The sequence below is a fragment of the Flavobacterium sp. T50_26 genome (genome assembly GCF_057652995.1).
Genome location: NZ_JBYFCC010000003.1, coordinates 75,674 through 99,891, shown reverse-complemented (window position 1 = coordinate 99,891; position 24,218 = coordinate 75,674). Strand labels below are relative to the sequence as shown.

The window sequence follows — 24,218 nt, the reverse complement described above, 5'->3', positions numbered from 1 at the left end:
TTAAAAAAAATAAATTATGATACGATCACTTATTTTACTTATGCTTTTTACATTTTCGAGTTGTAAAGCCCAAGAAAAAGCAAATGATATTGTTCTTCAACCGGAAGAAATTAAATACACATTTGAAACAGTTGCTTCCGACATTGATATTCCGTGGGGAATGACATGGCTTCCGGATGGTTCAATGTTGGTGACCGAAAAATCAGGTATAATTTATCATGTGAAGGATAAGAAAAAAAGCGAAATTTCTAATGTTCCAAAAGTGGTTGCCAGAGGTCAAGGCGGATTGTTGGACATCGCAGTTCATCCAAATTATGATAAAAACGGATGGATTTACATTACTTATTCTTCAGACGAAGGCGAAGAAAAAGGAGCTCATACTCAGCTTATTCGTGCCAAATTAGAAGGCCAAAGTCTTACGCAAATTCAAACACTTTATAAAGCAACACCAAACACAAACAAAGGGCATCATTTTGGTTCCCGAATTGCATTTGATAACGATGGTTTTGTCTATTTTACTGTTGGCGACAGAGGAAATCATCCTGAAAATCCACAAGATATAAAAAGAGATGGCGGAAAAGTATATCGTTTGCACGACGATGGAAAAATCCCAACTGATAATCCATTTGTGGGTCAACAAGGAGCAAAAGAAGCAGTTTATTCATTCGGTCACCGCAATCCGCAAGGAATGACAAAGCACCCTGTTTCCGGAAAAATATGGACTCACGAACACGGTCCAAAAGGCGGTGATGAAATTAATATTGTCAAAAAAGCGGCTAATTATGGTTGGCCGGTGATTACTTACGGAATCGATTATGATGGATCAACGATATCCAAATTAACCGAAAAAGAAGGAATGGAGCAACCCATTTATTATTGGCTACCATCCATTGCTCCAAGCGGAATGGTGTTTGTGGCCGGAGACCGTTATCCAACTTGGAAAGGTCATTTATTGGTAGGTTCACTAAGTTTTCAATATTTAGAACTTGTAAAATTAGACGGAGAAAAAGTAGTTGGTCGTCAAAAAGTAGCTACTGATATTGGTCGTTTACGAGATGTAAAACAAGGTCCTGACGGATATATTTACATGGCTGTGGAAGGAAAAGGAATTATCAAAATTGTACCAAAAGGATAATGAAAGGAATTTATTTGATGCTTTTTTTCTCATTGGGAAGTTTGATTTTTGGCGACGAAAATTCAACTTATCATTCTATCAATCCATCAAACGATGAGTTGGTAAAAAGTATTAGTAGAGGAAAAGAAGTGTACGTTGATTTTTGTATGCAATGCCATTTAGGAAACGGAAAAGGAAGCGAAACCGTTCCTCCGTTAGCCTCTTCAGATTGGTTGGTTAATAAACGAAAAGAAAGTATTCATGCCGTTAAATATGGTCAATCCGGTCCGATAAAAGTGAATGGAAAAAACTATAATTCGATGATGGCTCCTTTAGGTTTAACCGATGATGAAGTAGCCGATGTGATGAATTATATTATGAATTCTTGGGGAAATAAGCAATCAAAAATGGTGACGGTTTCAGAAGTAAAAGCTGTGAAAAAGTAAGTTAGTTAAATTGATAATTCAAACTCATCCCGCCATAATAATTTCGAGGATTTCCAGGATAAAAATACCTTGGAGCAACATTACCAAAACCAACAGCATTGGGCAAAATACTCGCTGCATACTTTTCGTCTAAACTATTTTGAATACCAAATTGAAGGTTAGCTTTTAAATCCTTCCAAATCGAAAAAGTATAATTTGTATTGATGTCTAACAATTGATAAGTTTCCGAAGAAAGCGAATTAGCATCATTTAAAAACATTTTTCCTACCGTTAGATACGATGTTGAAAATGTTAATGATTTTGCCGTAAAATTCAAACCAAAATTCCATTGAAATTCCGGCACACTTGGCAATTGATTTCCAGAGAAGTCGTTGTCATTATCAATAAAATCTACAAATTCAAAATGATTTAAACTTCCTGAAATATAAGAGTTCAATTGAATTTTTTCGGTTGAAATTAATTTGCCATTGATTAAAAATTCAATTCCTTGATGAAGACTTTCTCCGGCATTAATTCCAACATATTGATCTTCGGCAACACGTCTGGCAACTAATAGATTTTTGATGGTTGTTGCATAAACATTCACTTCAGTATAAATTTTATTACTCAAAAAGTTACCTTTAAATCCAATTTCATAATTGATACCGATTTCCGGTAAAATGTCCGGATTCAATTCACCTTCAGGAGTTAATGTTTCAGCAACAGTTGGGTGGGAAAATCCTTTACTAACCGAAAAATAGAGATTTTTTCCTTTCGAAAATTGATAGGATAATCCAATTCTTGGCGATAAAATGGCATCAAAAGAATACTTTTCTTTCGTAGTTGAACCTGTATCAAATTCGTCTTTTTGAGTATAATTCGTCTGATTAAAAGCAAGTCCGGATTCTAAATTTAACTTTCTTGACAATTGCATTTCCATCTGCCAAAAAAGATTAAAATAATTTCTGTTCTGACTTGCATCACTAAATTTATCTCCTTGAATGCTTCCTTGATTAGGTTGAGTTTGGTATGAATTTTCATACAATGAAAAAGTATATTTTTCTCGCAATAACTCTGTTCCAACACTTATTTTTGTGGGTAAGGATAATATTTTATCTGAATAATTTAATTTACTTCGAACACCAAAATTCACGATGTTATCTTCTAAAATATCAAAAGGTCTCGGTTCATAAGCTACTTTAAAATTAGAAAATACAGTTGAATTCCAATTCCATTTTTCTGAAAATGTATAGTCATAACCAATTCCTAAAAGTAATTTATCATAGGATTCAAAACCTCGAGCTGCAGCCCAATTGGCAGCCGCAATTTCAGGAGAATTATCAAAATCCGTTTGGTTAATCGAACTCGGAATAAATGCTTTCAATCGAGTGGCAATTCCAATAAAATTGAGTTTTCCTTTTTCCGAAAGTTGATGTTTTCCAAATAAATTAATCGATTGTCGGTCATAACTGCTGTTTGCTCTAAAACCTTCGCTTTGCAAATTGCTGTAATTGGCATATAAATTTGTTTTGGAATTCGACATTTGTCCTGAAAATGAGTTTTTTATCAAACCAAAACTACCAACTGTTGTTGCCGATTTAACAAATGAATTTTCTTTTGAAAATTGATTCCCAAATAAGCTAATTACAACGCCCAAACCCGCACCAAAACTGCTGGAATTAGGTCCTTTGATGATTTCAATTTTATTCAAAACACTCAAATCAATATCTTCCAAAGTGGTTTCACCTTCTCCCGTGGATAACGGAATTTCTTCAAAATAAGCTTTCACTCGGTTGGTGCTAAATTGCGAACGAGCTCCAATACCACGAATCGTAATTCGGTTAGTATTTAACGTTCCTTGTTGCATATAAACGCCGGCCGTTTTGTTGAGAAGAGGAGTCAAAATCACACCATCCGTTTGATTGATTTCCTTGGCAGAAATTAGAGCAACCGACGAAGCCACTTTTTGCATCGTATTTTTTATCGGCGAACCAATCAAAATCACTTCAGAAAGAGCAGTCGTGTCTTTAATCGTTTGTGCTTTCCCCTCTAAAATCAGCAGAAAAAGAAATCCGAAAAGTAATAATGAAGTTGTTGATTTTCGCAATGATTAAGTTTTATGGTTAAAATTAGGGTTTTCTTTCCACTAAGCCAAAGATGTTGCTGTCCTTAACTTTTTCTTTTCATTTTATCTGTCTAAATGATGTACTTTTGCCGTCGAAATTAAGAATTATGAATCTTCAAACATATACCAAAGAATTCAACTACAATATGCGATTGGCTTATCCCATCATCATTGGAATGTTGGGTCACACGGTCGTTGGTATTGTGGATAATGCGATGGTTGGTCAACTTGGACCAAAAGAATTGGCAGCTGTTTCGTTGGGAAATAGTTTTATTTTTATTGCGATGTCGTTGGGAATTGGTTTTTCTACCGCCATTACGCCCATTGTAGCCGAAGCAGATGGAGAAAATTCGATTGAAAAGGGGAGAAGTGCTTTTCACAACGGTTTGTTTTTGTGCACCTTATTGGGTGTGATTTTGTTTCTTCTCATCTTTTTTGCCAAACCGGTAATTAGTTTTATGGGACAGCCGGAAGAGGTGGTGAATTTAGCAAAACCGTATTTAGATATTGTGGCGTTTTCGCTCATTCCGTTAATTATGTTTCAGGCTTACAAGCAGTTTGCTGATGGAAAAAGTGAAACAAAATATTCGATGTGGGCAACCATTATTGGTAATATTGTGAACGTAATCATCAATTATTTTCTGATTTTTGGTATATGGATTTTCCCAGAAATGGGAATAGTAGGAGCAGCCATCGGAACGATAACCTCGCGAATTGTAATGCTGGCTTTTATGCATTATATGATGGTGAAAAAACCAAAATTTCATCCCTATTTTGAAAAATTCAGTTGGGATGAAATTTCGAAATCGATGATTAAAAAAATTGTCAATTTAGGAACTCCTTCAGCGATGCAGATGTTTTTTGAAGTGGCGTTGTTCACCGGAGCAATTTGGCTTAGTGGAATGATCGGCACAACGAGTCAGGCTGCTAATCAAATTGCGTTGAGTTTGGCCTCGTTAACCTTTATGTTTGCAATGGGATTGAGTGTGACGGCGATGATTCGAGTGGGAAATCAAAAAGGATTGCAAGATTATACGAAGTTGAGAATAGTTGCGATTTCTATCTTTTTATTGGCGACTATTTTGGAGATATTATTTGCATTAATTTTTGTTGTTTTTCATAAAGTTTTACCATTGCCATTTCTTGATTTGGAACAAGCTGTTTATTTGAAAGATAATTTAGAAGTCGTTGCTATCGCATCCAATTTATTGTTGGTGGCGGCTTTATTTCAAATTTCAGATGGATTGCAAGTGGTAGTTTTAGGAGCTTTACGTGGATTGCAAGATGTAAAAATCCCAATGTATATTACTTTTGTGGCTTATTGGATTATTGGTTTTCCGATTTCAATTTATTTAGGATTGTACACCGAACTTAAAGCAATTGGTATCTGGATTGGTTTGCTGGCCGGATTGACCGTAGCTGCACTTTTCTTGTTTTATCGATTTAACTTACTGACAAAAAAATTAATTAATCAACAAAATTTATAATGGAAATTAAACCAAAATTCGGATATGATAAACTTCTTTTTGGAATGAAACAAAAAGATGTAGAAGCCATTTACGGCAAAGCAAATCATTCTTTTATTGATGAAGAAAATAATATGGTTTTGATGTATAATGCTTTGAAAGCTCGTTTAACTTTTTATGCAGAAGAAGATTTTAAGTTAGGTTACATTATCATTTCAAATACAAATGCGGTTTTATTTGATGAAAAAATCATCGGTAAAAATGCAAATGAGTCTAAAGAATTTTTATCCAAAAAAGGATTAAAATCATTTGAAGTGGAATCATTTGATTCTTTCTCAAATTTATTCAACGAAGATTATTGGACGATTCTACAAACTGAATTTGATGAAGTGATCAAAGTTGAAATTGGAGCGATTATTAAAAATCAGGATGAATTTGATTGGAAGTTTTAAGCATAAAAAAACCAACTTGAGAAAGTTGGTTTTTTTGTATTTTGTATTTTGATTTACACATGCAAAGCTCTATTATCCGTAGCCACCAAAGCCGCTTCTTTAACCGCCTCTGCAAAAGTTGGATGTGCATGACTCATTCTAGAAATATCTTCGGCACTGGCTCTAAATTCCATAGCGGTAACGGCTTCAGCAATTAAATCAGCACAACGTGGACCAATCATGTGAACACCTAAAACTTCATCCGTTTTGGCGTCGGCTAAGATTTTTACAAATCCGTCTGTGTCGCCACCCGCTCTTGCTCTTCCTAATGCTTTAAATGGGAAACTTCCTGATTTGAAAGCAACACCTTCTTCTTTTAATTGCTCTTCTGTTTTTCCAACAGCGGCAACTTCCGGCCAAGTATAAACTACACCCGGAATCAAATTATAATCGATGTGCGGTTTTTGTCCGGCTAAAATTTCGGCAACCATCACACCTTCTTCTTCGGCTTTATGAGCTAACATTGCTCCACGAACTACATCGCCAATAGCATAAATATTTGAGGTTGATGTTTGTAAATGATCGTTTACTTCAATCTGACCTCTATCAGTAACTTTTACACCTGCTTTGTCGGCATTCAAACCATCGGTATAAGGTCTTCTTCCCACAGAAACTAAGCAATAATCACCTTCTAAAGATAAAATTTCTCCTTTTGGTGTTTCCGCTTCAACAGTAACGGTTTTCCCTTTTTTGTTTACCGATTTAACTTTGTGTGAAGTATAGAATTTCATTCCTTGTTTTTTCAAAACTTTGGTCAATTCTTTCGATAACGAAGCATCCATTCCGGGAATAATTCTATCCATAAATTCCACCACAGAAACTTGTGCTCCTAAACGAAGGTACACTTGACCTAATTCAATTCCAATTACACCACCACCAATAATGACTAAATGTTTAGGAACTTCTTTTAATTTCAAAGCTTCTGTAGAAGTGATTACACGTTCTTTATCTAACGTTATAAATGGCAAATTTGATGGTTTAGAACCCGTTGCAATAATTGAATATTTTGCTTCAATAGTTTCAGTAGAACCGTCATTTTTGGTCACTTTCACGTGTGTCGCATCTTCAAATGAACCAATTCCTTCAAAAACCGTGATTTTATTTTTATCCATCAAAAACTTGATTCCACCAGTAGTTTGATCAACCACAGCTTGTTTTCGACCAATCATTTTTTCAAGATTTAGTTTCACTTTTCCAACCTCGATACCGTGCTCTTCAAAATGAGCTACTGCATCGTGGTAATGATGAGAAGAAGAAAGCAAAGCTTTAGAAGGAATACAGCCGACATTTAGACAAGTTCCGCCTAAAACCGAGTATTTTTCGATAATTGCAGTTTTAAATCCTAATTGTGCACAACGGATGGCTGCAACATATCCGCCTGGTCCTGAACCGATAATGGCCACATCAAATTGACTCATATATTTTTATTTAGTAGTTGAAAATCAGTTAAACGATTGCAAAATTACGAAAGTTTTAGAGGACTTTAATGCATTAACTTATTAAACTTTAGCTAATTTATTATACATGTATCAACAACTTGTCAATGCTTTGAAAATCAATAATTAACAAAGAAAACGTTTTCGTAGATTTATTGAAAACGTGATATTTATCAGGTTTATTTACTGTGATAAATCGGAAATTTGATACATAGAATAAAGAAAAATACAATCTTAAATTTCAATAATTATGAAAAACATTAAAGTCATTCAGGAACTACACGATTTAGGCATCACGGGTTATCATGAAGTGGTTTATAATCCATCTTATGAAGAATTGTTTCAAGCCGAAACTTCTCACATGCGAAAAGGATATGAAAAAGGTGCTTTAACAGATACGGGAGCAGTTGCTGTGAAAACCGGTGTTTTTACCGGACGTTCTCCAAAAGACAGATATATCGTAAAAGATGATATTACTAAAGATACTATTTATTGGGATGATAAAGTAAACTTTCCTACCACAAAAGAAATTTGGAAAGATTTGAAATTACAAGTTTTAAAACAACTTTCTACTTCCAAAAAATTATATGTTGTGGATGCTTTTTGCGGAACAAATCCCGACACTAGATTAAAAGTTCGTTTTGTAATGGAAGTAGCGTGGCAAGCTCATTTTGTAACCAACATGTTTATTAGACCATCCATTTATGAATTAGAAAATTTTGGCGAACCGGATTTTATTGTAATGAATGGTTCAAAAACGACAAATCCAAACTGGAAAGAGCAAGGATTAAACTCAGAAAACTTTGTGGTGTTCAACTTAACAGAAAAAATTCAAATTATTGGCGGAACTTGGTACGGTGGCGAAATGAAAAAAGGAATGTTTGCCATGATGAACTATTATCTTCCATTAAAAGGAATGGCATCTATGCATTGTTCTGCCAATGTGGGTGAAGATGGTGATGTTGCAGTTTTCTTTGGTTTATCAGGAACAGGAAAAACCACTTTGTCTGCCGATCCGAAACGTTATTTAATTGGTGATGATGAACACGGTTGGGATAATAATGGTGTATTTAACTATGAAGGAGGATGTTATGCCAAAGTAATCGATTTGAGCGAAGATAACGAACCAGATATTTGGAGAGCAATCAAACGAGATGCATTGTTAGAAAATGTGGTGGTGAATGAATACGGCGAAGTAGATTATTACGATCATTCCATTACCGAAAATTCTAGAGTTTCTTATCCAATTTATCATATCAACAAAATCGTTCTTCCTTCCAAAGCCGGTCATGCTAAGAAAATTATTTACTTGTCTGCCGATGCATTTGGGGTGTTGCCTCCGGTTTCTATCTTAGACGACAACCAAGCTCAATACCACTTCTTGTGCGGTTACACATCAAAATTAGCCGGAACAGAAAGAGGAATTACAGAACCACAACCCTCATTTTCTCCTGCATTTGGTGAAGCGTTTTTAACCTTACATCCAACCATGTATTCTAAAACATTAATTGGAAAAATGAAAGAACACGGAGCAAAAGCCTACTTGGTTAACACTGGTTGGAACGGAACCGGAAAACGAATTTCTTTGAAAAATACCCGTGCTATTATTGATGCAATCATTAGTGGAGAAATTGATCAAATGGAAACCAAACACATTCCGTTCTTAAATTTAACTGTTCCGGTTGAATTGCCGAATGTTGACAAAGGTATTTTAGACCCTAGAAATACTTACAAATCTGAAGAAGAATGGGAAGCGAAAGCCAAAGATTTAGCGGCTCGATACATTAAGAACTTTGAACAATATACTAACACAGAGGAAGGTAAAAAACTAGTTTATGCCGGTCCTACTTTAGAAAATGTGTTAGCATAACTCTAACCATAAGTACGCTTGTTTTTCTCAAAACCCGACGGATTTTTTTTCTGTTGGGTTTTGAATTTTTTAACGATAATTTTCCAAGTAACTGATAATTAATACTACCTTTGCAGGCTATTTTATTGAAATGAGATTACATAGAAATTTAGTTTATACCACCATCGATTCGTTGAATGCCATTTTTAACGAAGGCGAATATGCCGACAAAGTGGTGGCAAGAGCTTTAAAAAAGGACAAACGTTGGGGAAGTTCCGACAGAAAGTTTGTTGCAGAAACCATCTACGAAATTGTGAGATGGAAGCGTTTATACGCCGAAATTGCCGAAGTAAAAGAACCATACGATCGTGATGATTTATGGCGAATGTTTGCTGCGTGGGCAGTTCTTCGTGGTTATACAATTCCGGATTGGAGACAATTGGAAGGAACACCACAACGCAAAATCAAAGGTCGTTTTGACGAATTATCCAAAATCAGAAAATACCGTGAATCTATTCCCGATTGGATGGATGAATTGGGTGTAAAAGAATTAGGCGAAGAACTTTGGTCTAAAGAAATTGCAGCTCAAAACCAACAAGCTCAGGTCATTTTGAGGGTAAATACATTAAAAACCACCAAACAAAAATTGCGTGCCATTTTGATGGATTTAAACATCGAAACGGAATATTTAGATAATCAACCGGATGCTTTGGTTTTAAAAGAAAGAGCAAATGTTTTTTTAACCGATGCATTTAAAGATGGTTTTTTTGAAGTGCAAGATGCCAATTCACAGTTAGTTGCCGCGTTTTTAGATGTAAAGCCCGGAATGAAAGTGGTTGATACGTGTGCAGGTGCGGGTGGAAAAACATTGCACATGGCTTCCTTAATGGAAAACAAAGGTTTGTTGATTGCAATGGATTTATATGAAAGTAAATTAAAGCAATTGAAACTTCGTGCCAAACGAAATGGTGCTTTCAATATCGAATATCGCATTATTGATTCTACGAAAGTCATCAAAAAATTATACGACAAAGCAGATCGCGTTTTAATTGATGCTCCTTGCAGTGGTTTAGGTGTTTTAAAAAGAAATCCGGATAGCAAATGGAAATTACAACCCGAATTTATTGACAATATCCGCAAAGTACAAGCCGAAGTTTTAGAAAATTATTCCAGAATTGTAAAACCAGGAGGAAAGTTAGTTTATGCTACTTGTTCCATCTTACCTTCTGAAAATCAAGAACAAGTAAAACATTTTTTAACAACAGAAAACGGAAAAAACTTTACCTTTGTACAAGATAAAAAAATTCTAGCCTCAGAATCTGGTTTTGATGGGTTTTATATGGCCTTATTAGAACGAAAATTATAATTATTATGAAAAAAATCTACTCTTTTTTATTATTATTTGTTGTTTCTATTGCTTTTTCGCAGCAAGCTTATTACAATAGCATCAACTTTGATTTAAATGGAACCGCTCTAAAAGCACAGCTAACTCAATTGATTACTAATACTCATGTAAACGAATTGTCTTACACACCTGGAATTTGGAACGCTTTAAAAATTGTTGATCGTGATCCTGAAAATTCCAATAATGTATTGCTAATTTATGGTTGGGAAAATGGTTCAGATGGTGATGTTACAAATGACCGAAGCAGAGATAGAAATGATAACGGAGGAAGTAACGGACAATGGAACCGTGAGCATGTTTATGCACAATCTGTTGGAACGCCAGATTTAGGACAATCTGGTCCTGGTGCAGATGCTCACATGTTGCGAGCTTCAGATGTGCAGAGAAATGGATCACGAGGCAATAAAAAATTTGCTGCAGGTTCCGGAAACTCCGGTACTGTGGGTTCAAATTGGTATCCGGGAGATGAATGGAAAGGTGATGTTGCCCGAATTATCATGTATATGTATGTTCGATATGGCACGCAATGTTTACCAACAAATATTGGTGTTGGAAGTTCAGCCAATACACCAGATGCTATGATTGATTTGTTTTTAAACTGGAATGCAGAAGATCCTGTTTCGCAATATGAAATTACTCGTAATACCTATTTGTCAAATTCAAATAATCAATATGGTCAAGGAAATAGAAATCCTTTTATAGATAATCCTTATTTGGCAACTAAAATTTGGGGTGGAGTTGCAGCTGAAGATACGTGGGGAACTTTATCAACGCAAACTGTAACTGCTTATGAGTTTAGTATTTATCCAAACCCAACAAATGATAGAAAAATAAATATCGATTCTGAATTGGAAGTTGAAGAAATTCATTTAATAAACATGAACGGACAACTAGTTCAATCTATTCAAAAACCGGTAAAGCATAACAGTACTTATACTATAGAGAATTTGCCGTCTGGATTTTATTTTCTTAGAATTGTTTCAGATAATCAATTGGTTACTAAAAAAGTTATCGTTAATTAAACCCATTTATTAAATTTTTACTTTTAAAATAATGAAAAATATTTTAGTTGTAGTGTATTTATTTTCATCACTACTTTTTTCTCAAAATGCAACAGAATCAATCCCAACTGGATATTATAATAGTGCTATTGGTTTTACCGGATATGCTTTAAAAACCAAATTAAAAACCATCATAACTAATGGTCATGTTGGAAAATCATACAACAATCTTTTTACCGATATAAAAGGTTTTAAAGCTACTGATGTTGATAATTATTATGAAAATGATGGATCAATTTTAGATATGTATTCAGAAAAACCAACTGCAACAGATGCATATAATTATAGCTATTATGCAGATGATAAATGTGGAAACTATCAAGGAGAATCAGACTGTTATAATGGTGAGCACATGGTTCCTCAAAGTACTTACAATTCTCAAATGCCAATGGTTGGTGATATTCATCAATTAACTCCAACAGACGGTTACGTGAACAATAGAAGAAGTAATTTTCCTTTTGCAAACGTTTCAAATCCAACGTGGACCTCTACAAATGGTTCAAAAGTTGGTGATATTTCGGTAACCGGCTATTCAGGTAAAGCCTTTGAACCAATTGATGAATTTAAAGGAGATATTGCCAGAATTCTTTTCTATTTTGCAACTCGGTACGAAAATCAAGTAGATGGCTATTCTTTTCCAATGTTTAATGGAACAGAAAATCAAGTATTTAAATTACCATTTTTAGATACTTTATACGCTTGGCATATTCTTGATCCTGTGAGTGATTTTGAAATTAATAGAAATGACAAAGCCTATATTTATCAAGGTAATAGAAATCCGTATATCGATCATCCTGAGTATGTTCAAATGGTTTGGGGTCAAGTATTATCTGTAACAAATCCCGATGTTTTGGCTACAGTTTCTGTATATCCGAATCCGTCAAACATTAACCGAATTCATATTGAATCCGATGTAATTGTTGATGAAATTCAATTGATTTCAATAAATGGTCAGTTAATGCAACAAATTCAAAAACCAGCACATCAAAATAATACTTATACGATAGAAAATTTATCCTCTGGATTTTATTTCTTAAAGATAACTTCAGATAATCAATCAGTTACCAAAAAAGTTATTGTAAATTAATTAATAGGATTTGTAAAAAAAATAAAAACTCCAACGTAATTTGGAGTTTTTTTTTATGTTTTATTTGAAAAATTTTATTCTTCTATTTTTCCAATATCTTCTATTTCACTGGTATTTTCAATTGGTATTATTGAATTGTATGCGGTATAATTGAAAGATGACCAAAAAGGAATTGTAAAAAAGATACCAATGCAAAATGCGATAAAACCTAGTAGCAAAAAAAATATGCTGACAATTGCTAATCCTAATAAGATGATTGGTTGCTTTATTACTAATTTTATGCTGCTACTAATTGCATCTAAGGCCTTTTGATTGGCAAAAATAATCAACGGAACCGTGAGCAGTGTGAAAAATGCAATGATATACGAAATTATATTTCCAATGATTGCAAGTTCCAGAATTTCAAATCCTGTAACAACTGCAAAATTGATTATTCCCAGCAATGAAGCAGAAATAAATAATTCTTTAAAATGTTTAGTCTTATAGTAATCAAAAGCAGTTCCAACAGAAAAAGGTTTGTCAATTTCTGCTAGATGAGCCATCTTTAAAAAACCTGCACCGATAGGAGCAGTTAAACCTGCAAATAGAACCATCAGTAAAAAGTAAATAAAAATTTCAACCACAGAATAATCCATCGGATTAAAGCTGGTCAATTTTTCTGTTATATCTCCAATGCCAAAAGCTATAGCAAAAATGGAAAAGAATAAAGCAAATGCAGCAATTGCAATTATTATAAATGTTAATCCACCTATCAAAGCAATTTTTTTATAATTCTCAAATGATTTTTCGATAACAGTACCAAAATCAAGATGGTAGCCTTTTTCAACAGCTTGGTTTATTTTTTTTGTGTAGTTGTTTTCCATAAATAGTTAGTTTAAAGCCAAGATAGTAATTTTTTAATGTATTTCAATTTGTTTTTGTAGGGTGCGTAGCGAACTGGATTATCGCCCCAGTTTGGTTTTTTTACAATTGATTTTTTATGTGAAAAAGAATCGAAACCAAATTTTCCATGATAAGCACCTATTCCGCTATGTCCAACACCTCCAAAAGGTAATCGTTTATTGGAAAAATGAATAATAATATCGTTCACGCACCCGCCACCAAAGGAATACTTTGTAATTATTTTTTCGGCAAAATCTTTATTCTCAGTGAAAACATACAATGACAAAGGTTTTTCATATTTCATAATGATTCGCTCTAAATCTTTTTCATCATGATAGGAAATGATGGGTAAAATAGGGCCAAAGATTTCATCTTTCATTACCTCACTATTCAAATCGGGTTCATCAAGTAGGGTAGGACTAATGTATCTACTTTCTTCATTTGAAATTCCGCCAACAATAACTTTTTTAGGTTCAATCATTGCCTGTAATCGTTGCCAGTTTTTGGTGTTGATGATACGTGCAAAATCTGATGATTCTTCCGGATTTTCACCGTATGCTTTCGTAATTTCTTGTTTGAGTAATTCAACAAAATTGTATTTTTCTTTTGCCTGAACCAAAATATAATCAGGGGCAATGCATGTTTGTCCGGCGTTGATGAATTTGCCCCAGACAATTCGTTTTGCGGCAATTTCCAAATCGGCACCTTCATCAATGATACACGGATTTTTTCCGCCTAATTCTAATGTCACCGGAGTTAAATGCTTGGCGGCGGCTTGAGCTACAATTTTTCCCACAGAAACACTTCCGGTAAAAAATATAAAATCCCAACGTTTTTCTAGTAATGATTGGGTGAATTCTGCTCCGCCATGCACAACTACTGCTTCTTTTACATCAAACACTTCTTCCACAATTTTAGTAATGATTTGCGAAGTATGAAATGTTAGCTCAGAAGGTTTTAAAACAACGGTATTTCCCGCTGCAATGGCAGCAATAAGCGGACACATGGCCAATTGAAAAGGATAATTCCACGGAGAAATAATCAAAACCCGACCATATGGTTCAGAATAAATAAAGTCTGACGAAGGAAAATTAATAATCGACGGCCAAACGCGTTTTGGTTTTGACCATCGATTTATGTTGGATATCGTATTATTTAAATCGGAAATAACGTAGCTAGTTTCGGTTATAACCGCTTCAAATGCTGGTTTTTTAAAATCTTTATACAACGCTTCAATTACTTCTGATTCATGTTTTTTGATGGAAATCAGTAGTTTTTTGAGCAAACTTTTTCGTTTAGCAACAGTTGAAATCGAACTCATTTCAAATTGGTTTGGGAATGAATTCAAATATAATGAGAAAAATTAACTTTTCCCTAATCCAAATCGATATCCGAAATAAAAATCGGCTTGTTTGCTATCGTTAATCAAAGCGGTAAAAGCAGAACCCGACCCTATGAAGAATCCATATAATCTAAAACCAATTCCGGCATTAAAACCTGCGATTTCTGTTTGCGATAATGGTGCAAACACTTCGAAATTTTTCAATGAAAATCGAGGTGTCAACGTTACTACATTTTGTGCTGTAATTTGGTCATTTTTCGCATCGTCCGTTAATTTTTGTTGTAAAAATACCGAAACATATAAGGTTGGAATCACTTGTAAATCGGCGTAAGCATTCAAAACACTTGGCAATTTGACTTTAAAATCTTTTGAGGAAGAAGTTGAAGTTAAGAATCCGCTATCAACTAAAATTTGTTCCACTTCTTGCAAACTGTTCACATCTTCAAATTGTGATAAATCTAAACTTTCGTTTCCTTCAATAACCAAATTATAGTTTGTTGAGGAATTATTTTCATCTTTAAAAGTCATTCCACCAATATTTCGGATTGAAATTCCTGAATTGAATTTATAACCGTCTTTATCATCTTTAATAGTAAACGTTCCACCAAAATCAACAGCAAATCCATTTAAACTTCCAAAAACAGAATCAGAATAACTATCAAAATCAGAAAAACTACTTCCTAAACTTCCTGAATAAGCCACGTTGATTGACGCATTGGCATTGGTTAAAAATGAATTTCCGCCAACATTATTGATAGTTCCTTCAAATTGATCGGCACCAAAATTGGCATACGAAGCAGGAAATAATAATTTAAAAGTGGCACCACCATTTAATTTGTATTTTTCTGTCTCCCATAAACTTCTTGCGGTAGAAAATCCAATCTCGCCATACGTTGTTCCTACTAAACGTTGATTGTAATTTCCGTTCAACGTAGTGAAATCTAGCAAAGAGTTCAATCCGTTGTTGGCAATTGCATCACCAATATTTGCATCAATATCTACTAAATTTAATTTTCCGTACACTTTTGATGTGATGGCGAAACCCCAATTTTTATGTTTAAAAGCGAATCCCGGACCGGCAACTTCAACATCAAACCGCAAATTAACAGGTTCATCTCCTTGAAAAATTAGATCTTCAAATTCATCATCACCGGTAATATCGCTAACGCCGATTTTGTTGTTGGAAATATTTATGCTTGTGGCAAAAAGATTTACTTCCATTTTTGAGCTAAGATTAGCTAATTCAGCAGGATTAAAATTTGCATTAAGAATACCAATTCGCTTGGAAGTTCCTATTCCGGAAAAATGTTCTTGGGCAAATAAGCAAATACTGAAAAGCATAAAAACGGGAACAATTAATTTTTTCATTTTGATTATATTTAGTTGATTTCAAAGATGGTAATTCTTTATTGAATAGTAACTACCCATAAATAGGTATTTTTACTCAGTACAGAAACAACTGAAAAAGGAATTCCCCTACTTTAAACAAAAAAATTATTGTTTAGTTTCAATTGATTTCCAAATGACATCTTGAGGAACAGGAGCAATAATACTAATTTGTTCTTTTGAAACAGGATGAATAAACGATAATTTTCGGGCATGAAGATGAATGCCACCATCCGGATTACTGCGATCAAAACCATATTTTAAATCGCCTTTGATAGAACATCCAATAGCTTGTAGTTGAGCCCGAATTTGATGATGTCTTCCGGTGTGCAATTCGATTTCTAATGCAAAATAATTGTCTAATTCTGTTATGATTTTGTAATGTAAACTCGCTTTTTTGCTATCGGGAACTTCTTTTGTATGTGCTTTGGAAGTATTATTTTGCTGATTTCTTTTAATAAAATGAACCAACGTATCTTCTTCTTTTGGCGGTTTGTTTTTCACCACAGCCCAATACGTTTTTTGAGTTTCCCGCGAACTGAATAAATCATTCATTCGAGTTAATGCTTTGCTGGTTTTGGCAAAAACAACAATTCCTGTTGTAGGTCGGTCAAGCCGATGGACAACGCCTAGAAAAACTTCGCCGGGTTTGTTGTATTTTTGTTTTAGATATTCTTTGACGATATCGGGTAGGGGTTTATCACCGGAATTATCACCTTGAGCAATATCACCCACACGTTTATTCACCACAATCAGATGATTATCTTCATGAAGAATTTGTAAATTATCTTTTGTAGTAACTATTTTCATCTTCAAATTGACTCATTGACACACCGAAGTATTGTTACATTAATACTGCTCATTCGCATTAGGAAAATCTATAGCCTTTACATCTGATACATATTGTCCAATTGCTTTGGTCATATCTTCATATAAATTCATGTATCTTCTAAGGAATCGCGGACTAAATTCGTGCGTCATTCCAATCATATCATGTAAAACCAATACTTGACCATCAACACCATTTCCGGCACCAATTCCAATCACCGGAATCGAGATGCTTTCGGCAACTTTTTTAGCTAATGTGGCAGGAATTTTTTCTAAAACTAATGCAAAACAACCAATTCGTTCTAACAATTTGGCATCTTCTACCAATTTTTCGGCTTCGGCTTCTTCTTTAGCTCGAACGGTGTATGTACCAAATTTATAAATGGATTGAGGCGTTAAACCCAAATGTCCCATTACCGGAATTCCGGCATTCAATATTTTTTTGATAGATTCTTTAATTTCGCTTCCGCCTTCTAATTTAACAGCATGTCCGCCACTTTCTTTCATAATTCGAATGGCAGAACGCAACGCCTCTTTTGGATCAGATTGGTAGGTTCCAAAGGGTAAATCAACCACAACCAAAGCTCTTTCACATGCACGTACAACACTGCTGGCGTGATAAATCATTTGATCTAATGTGATAGGTAAAGTTGTCTCGTGACCAGCCATTACATTACTGGCAGAATCACCAACCAAAATAACATCAACACCAGAAGCATCAACAATTTTTGCCATCGTAAAATCATAAGCCGTAAGCATAGATATTTTTTCGCCATTGGCTTTCATATCAAAAAGTGATTTGGTCGTGATGCGTTTGTAATCTTTTTTTGCTGTAGACATTTTTATAAATTTATTGGAACGAAATACAAATGTAAGGAATGTTTGTTTGTGACTTAAAATATTTTGGATAAAGATGATAGGTGATTTAAAAACTTATTACTTTAGCATGAGATTTTATAATCATATAAAAATGACTTCAATCCTTCTAGCTATTGCAATTTTAGGCTATTTATCCATTGTTTTTGAATCGCCAATTCGAATAAACAAAACCATAACATCCATTTTAACAGGCTCTTTGTGTTGGATTGTTTATGCTTTGCTTTACAGTGGGAATAAACATGAAGTCTCAGAGAAACTAATTCAACATTTTGGTGAAATTTCAGGCTTGTTGATTTTTTTGCTCGGTGCAATGACAATTGTTGAATTAATTGATATTCACAAAGGTTTTTCGGTTATTACAAACCGTATTCGAACTAAATCTGTACTGAAATTATTGTGGATTGTGGGTGGAATTACATTTTTTATGTCAGCTTTATTAGACAATTTAGCTACTGCAATTATCATGATTACGCTATTGCGAAAACTCATGCCCAAAAGTGAAACGAGAATGATTTTAGCCGGAATTGTAGTCATTGCTGCCAATGCTGGTGGAGCTTTTAGTCCAATTGGAGATATTACTACAACTTTACTTTGGATAGGTGGGCAAGTTAGTGCTTTTGGAATTGTAAAAGTACTTTTTCTTCCATCTTTAATGTGCATTTTGATTCCTTTAATAATTGCTAGTTACAGAATGAAAGGTTTTACAATGCTTCGGGTTCAACTCTCTATGGCTGAAGTGATTAAAGAAGAAAAAATCCGAGGTAGTTTAAGTGTGTTTTTAGCCGGCGTTTTTGGTTTGGTAATGGTTCCGGTAATCAAATCAATTACAGGATTGCCACCGTTTATTGGGGTTTTAATTGCTTTAGCTTTTGTTTCATTAGTTTCAATAGTCTATCATCGCAACAAGCCACAGGAGGTAAAAGAAAAATATTCGGTTGCATATGCGTTGTCAAAAGTAGATGTGAGCTCCATACTTTATTTCATGGGGATTTTATTGTTAGTTTATGTTTTGCAAGAAGTTCAAATTTTGAGTCAGTTATCCGTTTTTTTACAGGAAAGTTTACCTAATAATAACGTTATGGTTATTGCCATAGGCGTTTTATCGTCTATTGTTGATAATGGAAGTTTAGTGGCTGCTACACAAGGAATGTTTTCACTCACAGATTATCCGATGGATAATCCATTGTGGGAATTTATTGCTCTTTGTGCCGGTACAGGTGGAAGTATGTTGATAATTGGTTCTGCTGCAGGAATTGCTGTGATGGAAAAGGAAAAAATGACATTTATGTGGTATCTAAAAAAAATCGCACCTTTAGCTATTGCCGGTTATGCTGCAGGAATAGTAACCTATTTGATTTTAAACTTACTAACTCATTAAAATGTTGATTTATGAAAAAAGTTTTACTTCTCATTTTAGTACTATTTTTTCAATTTTCTTTTGCTCAAGAAAGCGAAATTCAAATGGCAATCGGAAAATTTTTTAACGCTTTTCACCAAAGAGATTCCATAGCTTTAAAAAAGGTTTGTTCCCAAAATTTAGTCTTACATTCTATTTCCGAATCGGAAAAAGGACCTAAATTTTCAATTCAAAAAGCATCGGATTTTTATAAATCCATTGCTACAATTCCGTTATCTATGAAATTTGAAGAGAAAATTCTAAGCTTCAAAGTTCAAATTGATGGTTCAATGGCTCACGTTTGGACACCGTACGAATTTTATGTGAATGATAAACTGAGCCATTCCGGAGTGAATTCTTTTCAATTATATAAAGAAAATGACGGTTGGAAAGTGGTTTATATTTTGGATACGAGGCGGAAATAACAATGAAATTTCCGGTGACTTTTGGATTTGAATCCGTTGAACCTGTTCATTACTTTTTTGAAGTATTAGCTTTTTTTGTGGGGGTTCGATTATATTATTATTTAAAAAAACGAACAGTTGATCCAATTTCAAATCTCAATCGCCTTTGGATTTTAGTAGGAGCCATGATTGGAGCTTTATTGGGTTCAAGAATTTTAGCCGCTTTGGAAACTCCTTCGCAACTTTATGAAATGACATGGCTCACTTTTTACCAAAATAAAACCGTAGCTGGTGGTTTTTTTGGAGGATTATTTGGCGTTGAACTTATCAAAAAAATAATCGGCGAAAAATCATCGTCAGGCGATTTGTATGTTATTCCGATTGTCGTTGCTGTTTTTATTGGAAGAATTGGTTGTTTTTTTGCCGGAATTTCAGAACCAACGCATGGTATTGAAACCACTTTTTTTATGGGAATGGATTTGGGAGACGGACTAAAAAGACATCCTACTGCCTTGTATGAAATGTTATTTATGTTATTTCTTTTATTCCTTTTTTGGAAAATAAAAAAAGTTGATTTACTTAACGGAGACCGATTTAAACTTTTTATGGTGCTCTATTTTTTGTATCGTTTTGGCATTGAGTTTTTGAAACCGTTTGAACCATTGTTTTCGGGTTTGAGTAGTATTCATTGGTCAGCTTTATTTATATTTGTGTATTATGTTCCTTTTTTAATTCGAATTGCCAAGAAATTTAAAACATGAAAACCAGAGATTACATTTATTACGATTACACCAAAAGTTTGTGTCCGGAATGTTTGCATACGATTGATGCTAAAATTGTATTTCAAGATAATCAGGTTTTTATGCTAAAGCATTGTCGAACACATGGCGATTCAAAAGTAATGATTGCGGATGATGTGGAGTATTACAAGCAAATTCGAAATTACAATAAACAATCCGAAATGCCTTTGAAATTCAACACAAAAGTGCATTATGGTTGTCCATACGATTGTGGCTTATGCACCGATCATGAGCAACATTCGTGTTTATCTATTGTTGAAGTGACGGATCGATGCAACTTAACTTGTCCGACATGTTATGCCAGTTCAGGACCAAATTTCGGTCGTCATCGTACCTTAGAAGAAATTGAAAAAATGTTTGATGTAATCGTTGCTAACGAAGGTGAACCCGATGTAGTTCAAATTTCAGGAGGAGAACCTACTGTGCATCCTGATTTTTTTAAAATTTTAGATATTGCTAAAACAAAACCAATCAAACATTTGATGGTCAATACCAATGGAATTCGAATTGCTAAAGATGAAAAATTTGTACAGAAGTTAGCCGAATACATGCCGGATTTTGAGCTTTACCTTCAGTTTGACAGTTTTAAACCGGAAGTTTTAGAAAAATTACGAGGCGAAGATTTAACCGAAACCCGTAAAAAAGCAATAGAATATTTAAACAAATATAATGTATCAACAACGTTGGTTATCACCCTGCAAAAAGGGGTAAATGATGATGAGATTGGTCAAATTTTAGACTATGCGTTACAACAAAAATGTGTTCGAGGAGTTACTTTTCAACCCACGCAAGTAGCGGGAAGAAATCAAAATTATAACGATGGGGAAGGAAGAATAACGCTAACTGAAGTGAGAAGAAAAATTTATGAGCAATATCCGCTTTTTACTCCACAAGATTTAATTCCTGTTCCTTGTAATCCGGATGCTCTTTGTATGGCTTATGCTCTAAAAGTAGATGGAGAAGTTTTTCCGATGACTCATTTAATTAATCCTGAAGACTTGCTGAATAATTCAAAGAACACGATTGTTTTTGAACACGATGAAAAATTAAAATCCCACATGTTGAATCTTTTCAGCACGGGAATTTCAGTAGATTGTGCCGAAGAAACGTTTGGCGAATTAATGTGTTGTTTGCCAAGAGTTCAATCGGATAATTTAAGTTATAGTAACTTATTCCGAGTACTGATAATGAATTTTATGGATCCGTATGATTTTGATGTTCGAGCTGTCAAAAAATCATGCGTACATATTGTGAGTGATAAAATGAAGATGATTCCGTTTGAAACAATGAATATTTTTTACAGAGATAATAAGATTGATGAAATTAGAAAACAATTAACATAAAAATGATATTTCCAATTCTATCCTTATTAATAGTGATCTCTGCCTTTTTGATTCTTATAGGATTCATTCAATATATTGCAACGGATGATAAAAAAGAGAGTGGATTAAAATTGATATTTTATGGAATTATTGGTCTTATTATTGGATTTGGCTCATGTTTCGCTATGATTTATAACTAGAATATAAAAGTATGGATGAATTTTTTGTTGGTTTTGGAATGATAGTAGTAATACTGAGTTTAATCAGTTTTGTGATTGGTTTTATATTATTGTTTTTTGAATCAAAACGAAAGTTAGGTTTAAAAATGATTGCAATCTCAATTATCACTTTTATTATCGGGTTTGGAACTTGTGCAGCTTATTTTAAACTGAATTTGCATTAATCTTTATAAAATCTTTATACTTCTCCTTCAATAATTTATATTCTATTTATAAACCCTATCGTATCTTTGCTACGAGAAATAAATAGAAAAATTGACTACGCTTTTACTCCATATTCCACGTTTGAAACAGTATGCTTTAAGTATACTTTCAATTATTTTCGTTGCTCTTGTCTGTTTCTTTTTTAAAGATATTATCGGATATAAAGTTGTTGCATTTATACTTTTAGTTTGGGTTTCTTTGTTAGCTATGATTTTAGATATTATTCCAACTTTAATCGCAGCCGTTTTGAGTGCATTGATCTGGAATTATTTTTTTATTGAGCCTTATTTTACTTTTCGGATTAATAATACGGAAGATTTACTTTTATTTTCAATGTATTTTATTGTGGCGATGATCAATGCAGTTTTGACCTTTAAAATCAAACAATTTCAGCAAATTGCAAACGAAAAAGAGGCGAAATTAAAATCTGTCAAATTATACAATACACTTTTGGATAGTTTGTCACATGAATTGCGAACGCCTATTTCAGCTATAATTGGAACAACCGATACACTTCAAAATCAAGACATTAAATTGACTGATGAGCAAAAAGAAAGATTGGTTAATGAAATCCAGATTGCTTCTTTACGATTGAACAATCAGGTTGAAAATTTGTTAAATATGTCCCGATTAGAATCCGGCGTTATTAAAGCAAATTATGATTGGGTTGATGTAACAGAATTGGTTTATGAAGTTGTAAAACAAGTCAAGCAAAAGGGAACACTTCATAATATTGACGTTGCTTTTTCGGAAAATTTACCGCTGTTTAAATTGGATTTTGGATTAACTGAGCAAGTTTTATTTAATTTATTATATAACGCAGTGAGTTATACTCCTGAGAATTCAACCATCAAAATTGAAATTTTAGAAAAAGAATCGATTTTAATTTTTGTATTAATTGATGAAGGAAGAGGATTTCCGGAGGATGAAATTGACTTTGTATTTGATAAATTTTATCGATTAAAAAACAGTAAACCAGGGGGTTCCGGATTAGGTTTGTCTATAGTAAAAGGATTTGTTGAAGCACAAAACGGAATTATTGCTCTTGAAAACCGTCCTGAAAAAGGTGCAAAATTTACCATACAAATTCGAACAGAAGTGTCTTATCTAAATGATATTGAAAATGAGCAAGTTTAAAATTTTAGTCATTGATGATGAAATCCAAATCAGAAAGTTGCTGGAGATTACTTTAGTTTCCGAAGAGTATGAAGTAATTCTTGCCGAAAACGGTTTGGATGGCGTTCGTTTAGTAGCCTCAAAAAATCCCGATTTGATTATGCTGGATTTAGGTTTGCCGGATATTAACGGACAATTGGTTTTGAAACAACTGAGAGAATGGTTTTCACATCCAATTATGATTTTATCTGTAAAAAGTGATGAAAATGAAATTGTAAAAGCATTAGATAATGGAGCCAATGATTATTTGATTAAACCTTTTAGAACACAAGAACTTTTGGCCAGAGTTCGTTCGCATTTGCGGAATAAAACAGAAGAATTTAATCAATCAATTATCGAAAACAATCATTTTTCCATCGACTTGGTTTCTAGAGTTGTGAAAAAAAATGGTGAAGAAATAAAACTAACCCAAACCGAATTTAACCTTTTAGCCATCTTAGCCAAAAATGAAGGTAAAGTGCTCACGCATCACTATCTTTTAAAAGAAATTTGGGGAAACAGTTACAGCGGACAAACCCAGTATTTGCGAGTTTTTGTTGCCCAAATTAGAAAAAAAATTGAGGAAGATCCCAATCATCCTGAGTTAATTGTAACCGAAAGCGGCATCGGTTATCGGTTCATTTTAAAGTAAAAAAAATCATGGAAAATTCAGATAGCAACACTCACAAAGTGCCAAGCGAAGAGGATTCCTTTTCAAAAAAATGGAACTTTAAAACGCATCACAACCAACAAAATGCAGACTATTGGTTAAGGGAATTTATAAAGATAAATCAATGTCCGCAACGATTCGATTTACTTGAAAATCAATTGGATGATATGGTTTTAATCGCAGAAAAATTCGGATTAGTTTATGCGGCACACTTCATCAAAAACTATTATCAATTTAAATGTAAAGAATAAT

General features: G+C 33.8%; 23 protein-coding genes. 16 read left to right on the top strand and 7 right to left on the bottom strand.

Features of this window, described 5'->3' with window-relative positions; translation table 11 throughout:
• Positions 1 to 16 precede the first annotated feature (16 nt).
• A complete protein-coding gene (locus tag AC23MC_RS02650; RefSeq protein WP_487566883.1) occupies positions 17 to 1,135 on the top strand; it encodes a PQQ-dependent sugar dehydrogenase in 1,119 nt (372 codons plus the stop codon).
• On the top strand, positions 1,135 to 1,560 hold the full coding sequence (locus AC23MC_RS02645; RefSeq protein WP_487566882.1) for a c-type cytochrome: 426 nt from the start codon (positions 1,135 to 1,137) through the stop codon (positions 1,558 to 1,560). The genes AC23MC_RS02650 and AC23MC_RS02645 overlap by 1 nt, the downstream gene beginning before the upstream one ends.
• Before the next feature lies 1 nt (position 1,561).
• Here AC23MC_RS02645 and AC23MC_RS02640 read toward each other — a convergent pair whose 3' ends face one another.
• Positions 1,562 to 3,646: a TonB-dependent receptor gene (locus tag AC23MC_RS02640; protein ID WP_487566881.1), complete on the bottom strand. Its 2,085-nt coding sequence runs from the start codon at positions 3,644 to 3,646 to the stop codon at positions 1,562 to 1,564.
• Positions 3,647 to 3,771: 125 nt separating this feature from the next.
• Here AC23MC_RS02640 and AC23MC_RS02635 point away from each other — a divergent pair, with 125 nt between their 5' ends.
• Positions 3,772 to 5,151 (top strand): MATE family efflux transporter, encoded by a 1,380-nt coding sequence (locus AC23MC_RS02635; RefSeq protein WP_487566880.1) that lies wholly within the window; start codon positions 3,772 to 3,774, stop codon positions 5,149 to 5,151.
• Positions 5,151 to 5,582 (top strand): hypothetical protein, encoded by a 432-nt coding sequence (locus AC23MC_RS02630; protein WP_487566879.1) that lies wholly within the window; start codon positions 5,151 to 5,153, stop codon positions 5,580 to 5,582. Before AC23MC_RS02635 ends, AC23MC_RS02630 begins: the two co-directional genes overlap by 1 nt.
• A 53-nt stretch (positions 5,583 to 5,635) precedes the next feature.
• Here the strand turns inward: AC23MC_RS02630 and lpdA are convergent, their stop codons facing one another.
• Complete coding sequence (gene lpdA / locus AC23MC_RS02625) at positions 5,636 to 7,039, bottom strand: dihydrolipoyl dehydrogenase (RefSeq protein ID WP_487566878.1); 1,404 nt, start codon at positions 7,037 to 7,039, stop codon at positions 5,636 to 5,638.
• A gap of 268 nt (positions 7,040 to 7,307) precedes the next feature.
• On the opposite strand from lpdA, the gene pckA reads away from it, so the two are divergent.
• The 4 genes from pckA (at position 7,308) to AC23MC_RS02605 (ending at position 12,459) form a co-directional block, all read left to right on the top strand.
• Positions 7,308 to 8,927, top strand: coding sequence for a phosphoenolpyruvate carboxykinase (ATP) (pckA, locus tag AC23MC_RS02620; protein ID WP_487566877.1), 1,620 nt, complete (start codon positions 7,308 to 7,310; stop codon positions 8,925 to 8,927).
• Between the two features lie 130 nt (positions 8,928 to 9,057).
• A complete protein-coding gene (locus AC23MC_RS02615; protein ID WP_487566876.1) occupies positions 9,058 to 10,272 on the top strand; it encodes an RsmB/NOP family class I SAM-dependent RNA methyltransferase in 1,215 nt (404 codons plus the stop codon).
• A 5-nt stretch (positions 10,273 to 10,277) separates the two neighbouring features.
• Positions 10,278 to 11,333, top strand: coding sequence for an endonuclease (locus tag AC23MC_RS02610; protein ID WP_487566875.1), 1,056 nt, complete (start codon positions 10,278 to 10,280; stop codon positions 11,331 to 11,333).
• A gap of 31 nt (positions 11,334 to 11,364) precedes the next feature.
• Positions 11,365 to 12,459, top strand: a complete 1,095-nt coding sequence (locus AC23MC_RS02605) for an endonuclease (RefSeq protein WP_487566874.1) — start codon at positions 11,365 to 11,367, stop codon at positions 12,457 to 12,459.
• A 74-nt stretch (positions 12,460 to 12,533) separates the two neighbouring features.
• Here AC23MC_RS02605 and AC23MC_RS02600 read toward each other — a convergent pair whose 3' ends face one another.
• The 5 genes from AC23MC_RS02600 to panB form a co-directional block, all read right to left on the bottom strand.
• Positions 12,534 to 13,322: a hypothetical protein gene (locus AC23MC_RS02600; RefSeq protein WP_487566873.1), complete on the bottom strand. Its 789-nt coding sequence runs from the start codon at positions 13,320 to 13,322 to the stop codon at positions 12,534 to 12,536.
• 11 nt (positions 13,323 to 13,333) lie between these two features.
• Positions 13,334 to 14,662 carry an aldehyde dehydrogenase gene (locus tag AC23MC_RS02595; RefSeq protein ID WP_487566872.1) on the bottom strand — a complete coding sequence of 443 codons (1,329 nt, stop codon included), beginning with the start codon at positions 14,660 to 14,662 and terminating at the stop codon, positions 13,334 to 13,336.
• Positions 14,663 to 14,704: 42 nt separating this feature from the next.
• A complete protein-coding gene (locus tag AC23MC_RS02590; RefSeq protein WP_487566871.1) occupies positions 14,705 to 16,051 on the bottom strand; it encodes a hypothetical protein in 1,347 nt (448 codons plus the stop codon).
• Between the two features lie 126 nt (positions 16,052 to 16,177).
• Positions 16,178 to 16,879, bottom strand: coding sequence for an RluA family pseudouridine synthase (locus tag AC23MC_RS02585; RefSeq protein WP_487566870.1), 702 nt, complete (start codon positions 16,877 to 16,879; stop codon positions 16,178 to 16,180).
• Positions 16,880 to 16,918: 39 nt separating this feature from the next.
• On the bottom strand, positions 16,919 to 17,737 hold the full coding sequence (panB, locus tag AC23MC_RS02580; RefSeq protein ID WP_487566869.1) for a 3-methyl-2-oxobutanoate hydroxymethyltransferase: 819 nt from the start codon (positions 17,735 to 17,737) through the stop codon (positions 16,919 to 16,921).
• A gap of 130 nt (positions 17,738 to 17,867) precedes the next feature.
• On the opposite strand from panB, the gene nhaD reads away from it, so the two are divergent.
• From nhaD to AC23MC_RS02540, 8 genes are all read left to right on the top strand, one after another.
• Positions 17,868 to 19,154 carry a sodium:proton antiporter NhaD gene (nhaD, locus tag AC23MC_RS02575; RefSeq protein ID WP_487566868.1) on the top strand — a complete coding sequence of 429 codons (1,287 nt, stop codon included), beginning with the start codon at positions 17,868 to 17,870 and terminating at the stop codon, positions 19,152 to 19,154.
• 11 nt (positions 19,155 to 19,165) lie between these two features.
• Entirely contained in the window at positions 19,166 to 19,597 is a 432-nt protein-coding gene (locus AC23MC_RS02570) for a nuclear transport factor 2 family protein (protein ID WP_487566867.1), read from the top strand.
• Positions 19,598 to 19,599: 2 nt separating this feature from the next.
• The gene (locus AC23MC_RS02565) at positions 19,600 to 20,337 is read left to right on the top strand and encodes a prolipoprotein diacylglyceryl transferase (RefSeq protein ID WP_487566866.1); all 738 of its coding nucleotides are present in this window, start codon (positions 19,600 to 19,602) and stop codon (positions 20,335 to 20,337) included.
• Positions 20,334 to 21,719, top strand: a complete 1,386-nt coding sequence (locus tag AC23MC_RS02560) for a radical SAM protein (RefSeq protein ID WP_487566865.1) — start codon at positions 20,334 to 20,336, stop codon at positions 21,717 to 21,719. The genes AC23MC_RS02565 and AC23MC_RS02560 overlap by 4 nt, the downstream gene beginning before the upstream one ends.
• A gap of 190 nt (positions 21,720 to 21,909) precedes the next feature.
• Complete coding sequence (locus AC23MC_RS02555) at positions 21,910 to 22,101, top strand: hypothetical protein (protein ID WP_487570623.1); 192 nt, start codon at positions 21,910 to 21,912, stop codon at positions 22,099 to 22,101.
• Between the two features lie 91 nt (positions 22,102 to 22,192).
• Positions 22,193 to 23,278 (top strand): sensor histidine kinase, encoded by a 1,086-nt coding sequence (locus tag AC23MC_RS02550; RefSeq protein WP_487566864.1) that lies wholly within the window; start codon positions 22,193 to 22,195, stop codon positions 23,276 to 23,278.
• Positions 23,265 to 23,948 carry a response regulator transcription factor gene (locus tag AC23MC_RS02545; RefSeq protein ID WP_487566863.1) on the top strand — a complete coding sequence of 228 codons (684 nt, stop codon included), beginning with the start codon at positions 23,265 to 23,267 and terminating at the stop codon, positions 23,946 to 23,948. The genes AC23MC_RS02550 and AC23MC_RS02545 overlap by 14 nt, the downstream gene beginning before the upstream one ends.
• Positions 23,949 to 23,956: 8 nt before the next feature.
• Positions 23,957 to 24,217 carry a hypothetical protein gene (locus AC23MC_RS02540; protein WP_487566862.1) on the top strand — a complete coding sequence of 87 codons (261 nt, stop codon included), beginning with the start codon at positions 23,957 to 23,959 and terminating at the stop codon, positions 24,215 to 24,217.
• The last annotated feature ends 1 nt before the right edge of the window (position 24,218 follow it).

Excerpts from the sequence above, each read along its gene's own strand:
- AC23MC_RS02630 (WP_487566879.1), top strand. The coding sequence starts at position 5,151 with ATGGAAATTAAACCAAAATTCGGATATGATAAACTTCTTTTTGGAATG.
- AC23MC_RS02635 (WP_487566880.1), top strand. The coding sequence starts at position 3,772 with ATGAATCTTCAAACATATACCAAAGAATTCAACTACAATATGCGATTG.
- AC23MC_RS02615 (WP_487566876.1), top strand. The coding sequence starts at position 9,058 with ATGAGATTACATAGAAATTTAGTTTATACCACCATCGATTCGTTGAAT.
- AC23MC_RS02545 (WP_487566863.1), top strand. The coding sequence starts at position 23,265 with ATGAGCAAGTTTAAAATTTTAGTCATTGATGATGAAATCCAAATCAGA.
- nhaD (WP_487566868.1), top strand. The coding sequence starts at position 17,868 with ATGACTTCAATCCTTCTAGCTATTGCAATTTTAGGCTATTTATCCATT.
- AC23MC_RS02565 (WP_487566866.1), top strand. The coding sequence starts at position 19,600 with ATGAAATTTCCGGTGACTTTTGGATTTGAATCCGTTGAACCTGTTCAT.
- AC23MC_RS02605 (WP_487566874.1), top strand. The coding sequence starts at position 11,365 with ATGAAAAATATTTTAGTTGTAGTGTATTTATTTTCATCACTACTTTTT.
- AC23MC_RS02610 (WP_487566875.1), top strand. The coding sequence starts at position 10,278 with ATGAAAAAAATCTACTCTTTTTTATTATTATTTGTTGTTTCTATTGCT.
- AC23MC_RS02600 (WP_487566873.1), bottom strand. The coding sequence starts at position 13,322 with ATGGAAAACAACTACACAAAAAAAATAAACCAAGCTGTTGAAAAAGGC.
- AC23MC_RS02560 (WP_487566865.1), top strand. The coding sequence starts at position 20,334 with ATGAAAACCAGAGATTACATTTATTACGATTACACCAAAAGTTTGTGT.
- pckA (WP_487566877.1), top strand. The coding sequence starts at position 7,308 with ATGAAAAACATTAAAGTCATTCAGGAACTACACGATTTAGGCATCACG.
- AC23MC_RS02650 (WP_487566883.1), top strand. The coding sequence starts at position 17 with ATGATACGATCACTTATTTTACTTATGCTTTTTACATTTTCGAGTTGT.
- AC23MC_RS02645 (WP_487566882.1), top strand. The coding sequence starts at position 1,135 with ATGAAAGGAATTTATTTGATGCTTTTTTTCTCATTGGGAAGTTTGATT.
- AC23MC_RS02555 (WP_487570623.1), top strand. The coding sequence starts at position 21,910 with ATGGATGAATTTTTTGTTGGTTTTGGAATGATAGTAGTAATACTGAGT.
- AC23MC_RS02585 (WP_487566870.1), bottom strand. The coding sequence starts at position 16,879 with ATGAAAATAGTTACTACAAAAGATAATTTACAAATTCTTCATGAAGAT.
- AC23MC_RS02590 (WP_487566871.1), bottom strand. The coding sequence starts at position 16,051 with ATGAAAAAATTAATTGTTCCCGTTTTTATGCTTTTCAGTATTTGCTTA.
- lpdA (WP_487566878.1), bottom strand. The coding sequence starts at position 7,039 with ATGAGTCAATTTGATGTGGCCATTATCGGTTCAGGACCAGGCGGATAT.
- AC23MC_RS02570 (WP_487566867.1), top strand. The coding sequence starts at position 19,166 with ATGAAAAAAGTTTTACTTCTCATTTTAGTACTATTTTTTCAATTTTCT.
- AC23MC_RS02540 (WP_487566862.1), top strand. The coding sequence starts at position 23,957 with ATGGAAAATTCAGATAGCAACACTCACAAAGTGCCAAGCGAAGAGGAT.
- AC23MC_RS02595 (WP_487566872.1), bottom strand. The coding sequence starts at position 14,662 with ATGAGTTCGATTTCAACTGTTGCTAAACGAAAAAGTTTGCTCAAAAAA.
- panB (WP_487566869.1), bottom strand. The coding sequence starts at position 17,737 with ATGTCTACAGCAAAAAAAGATTACAAACGCATCACGACCAAATCACTT.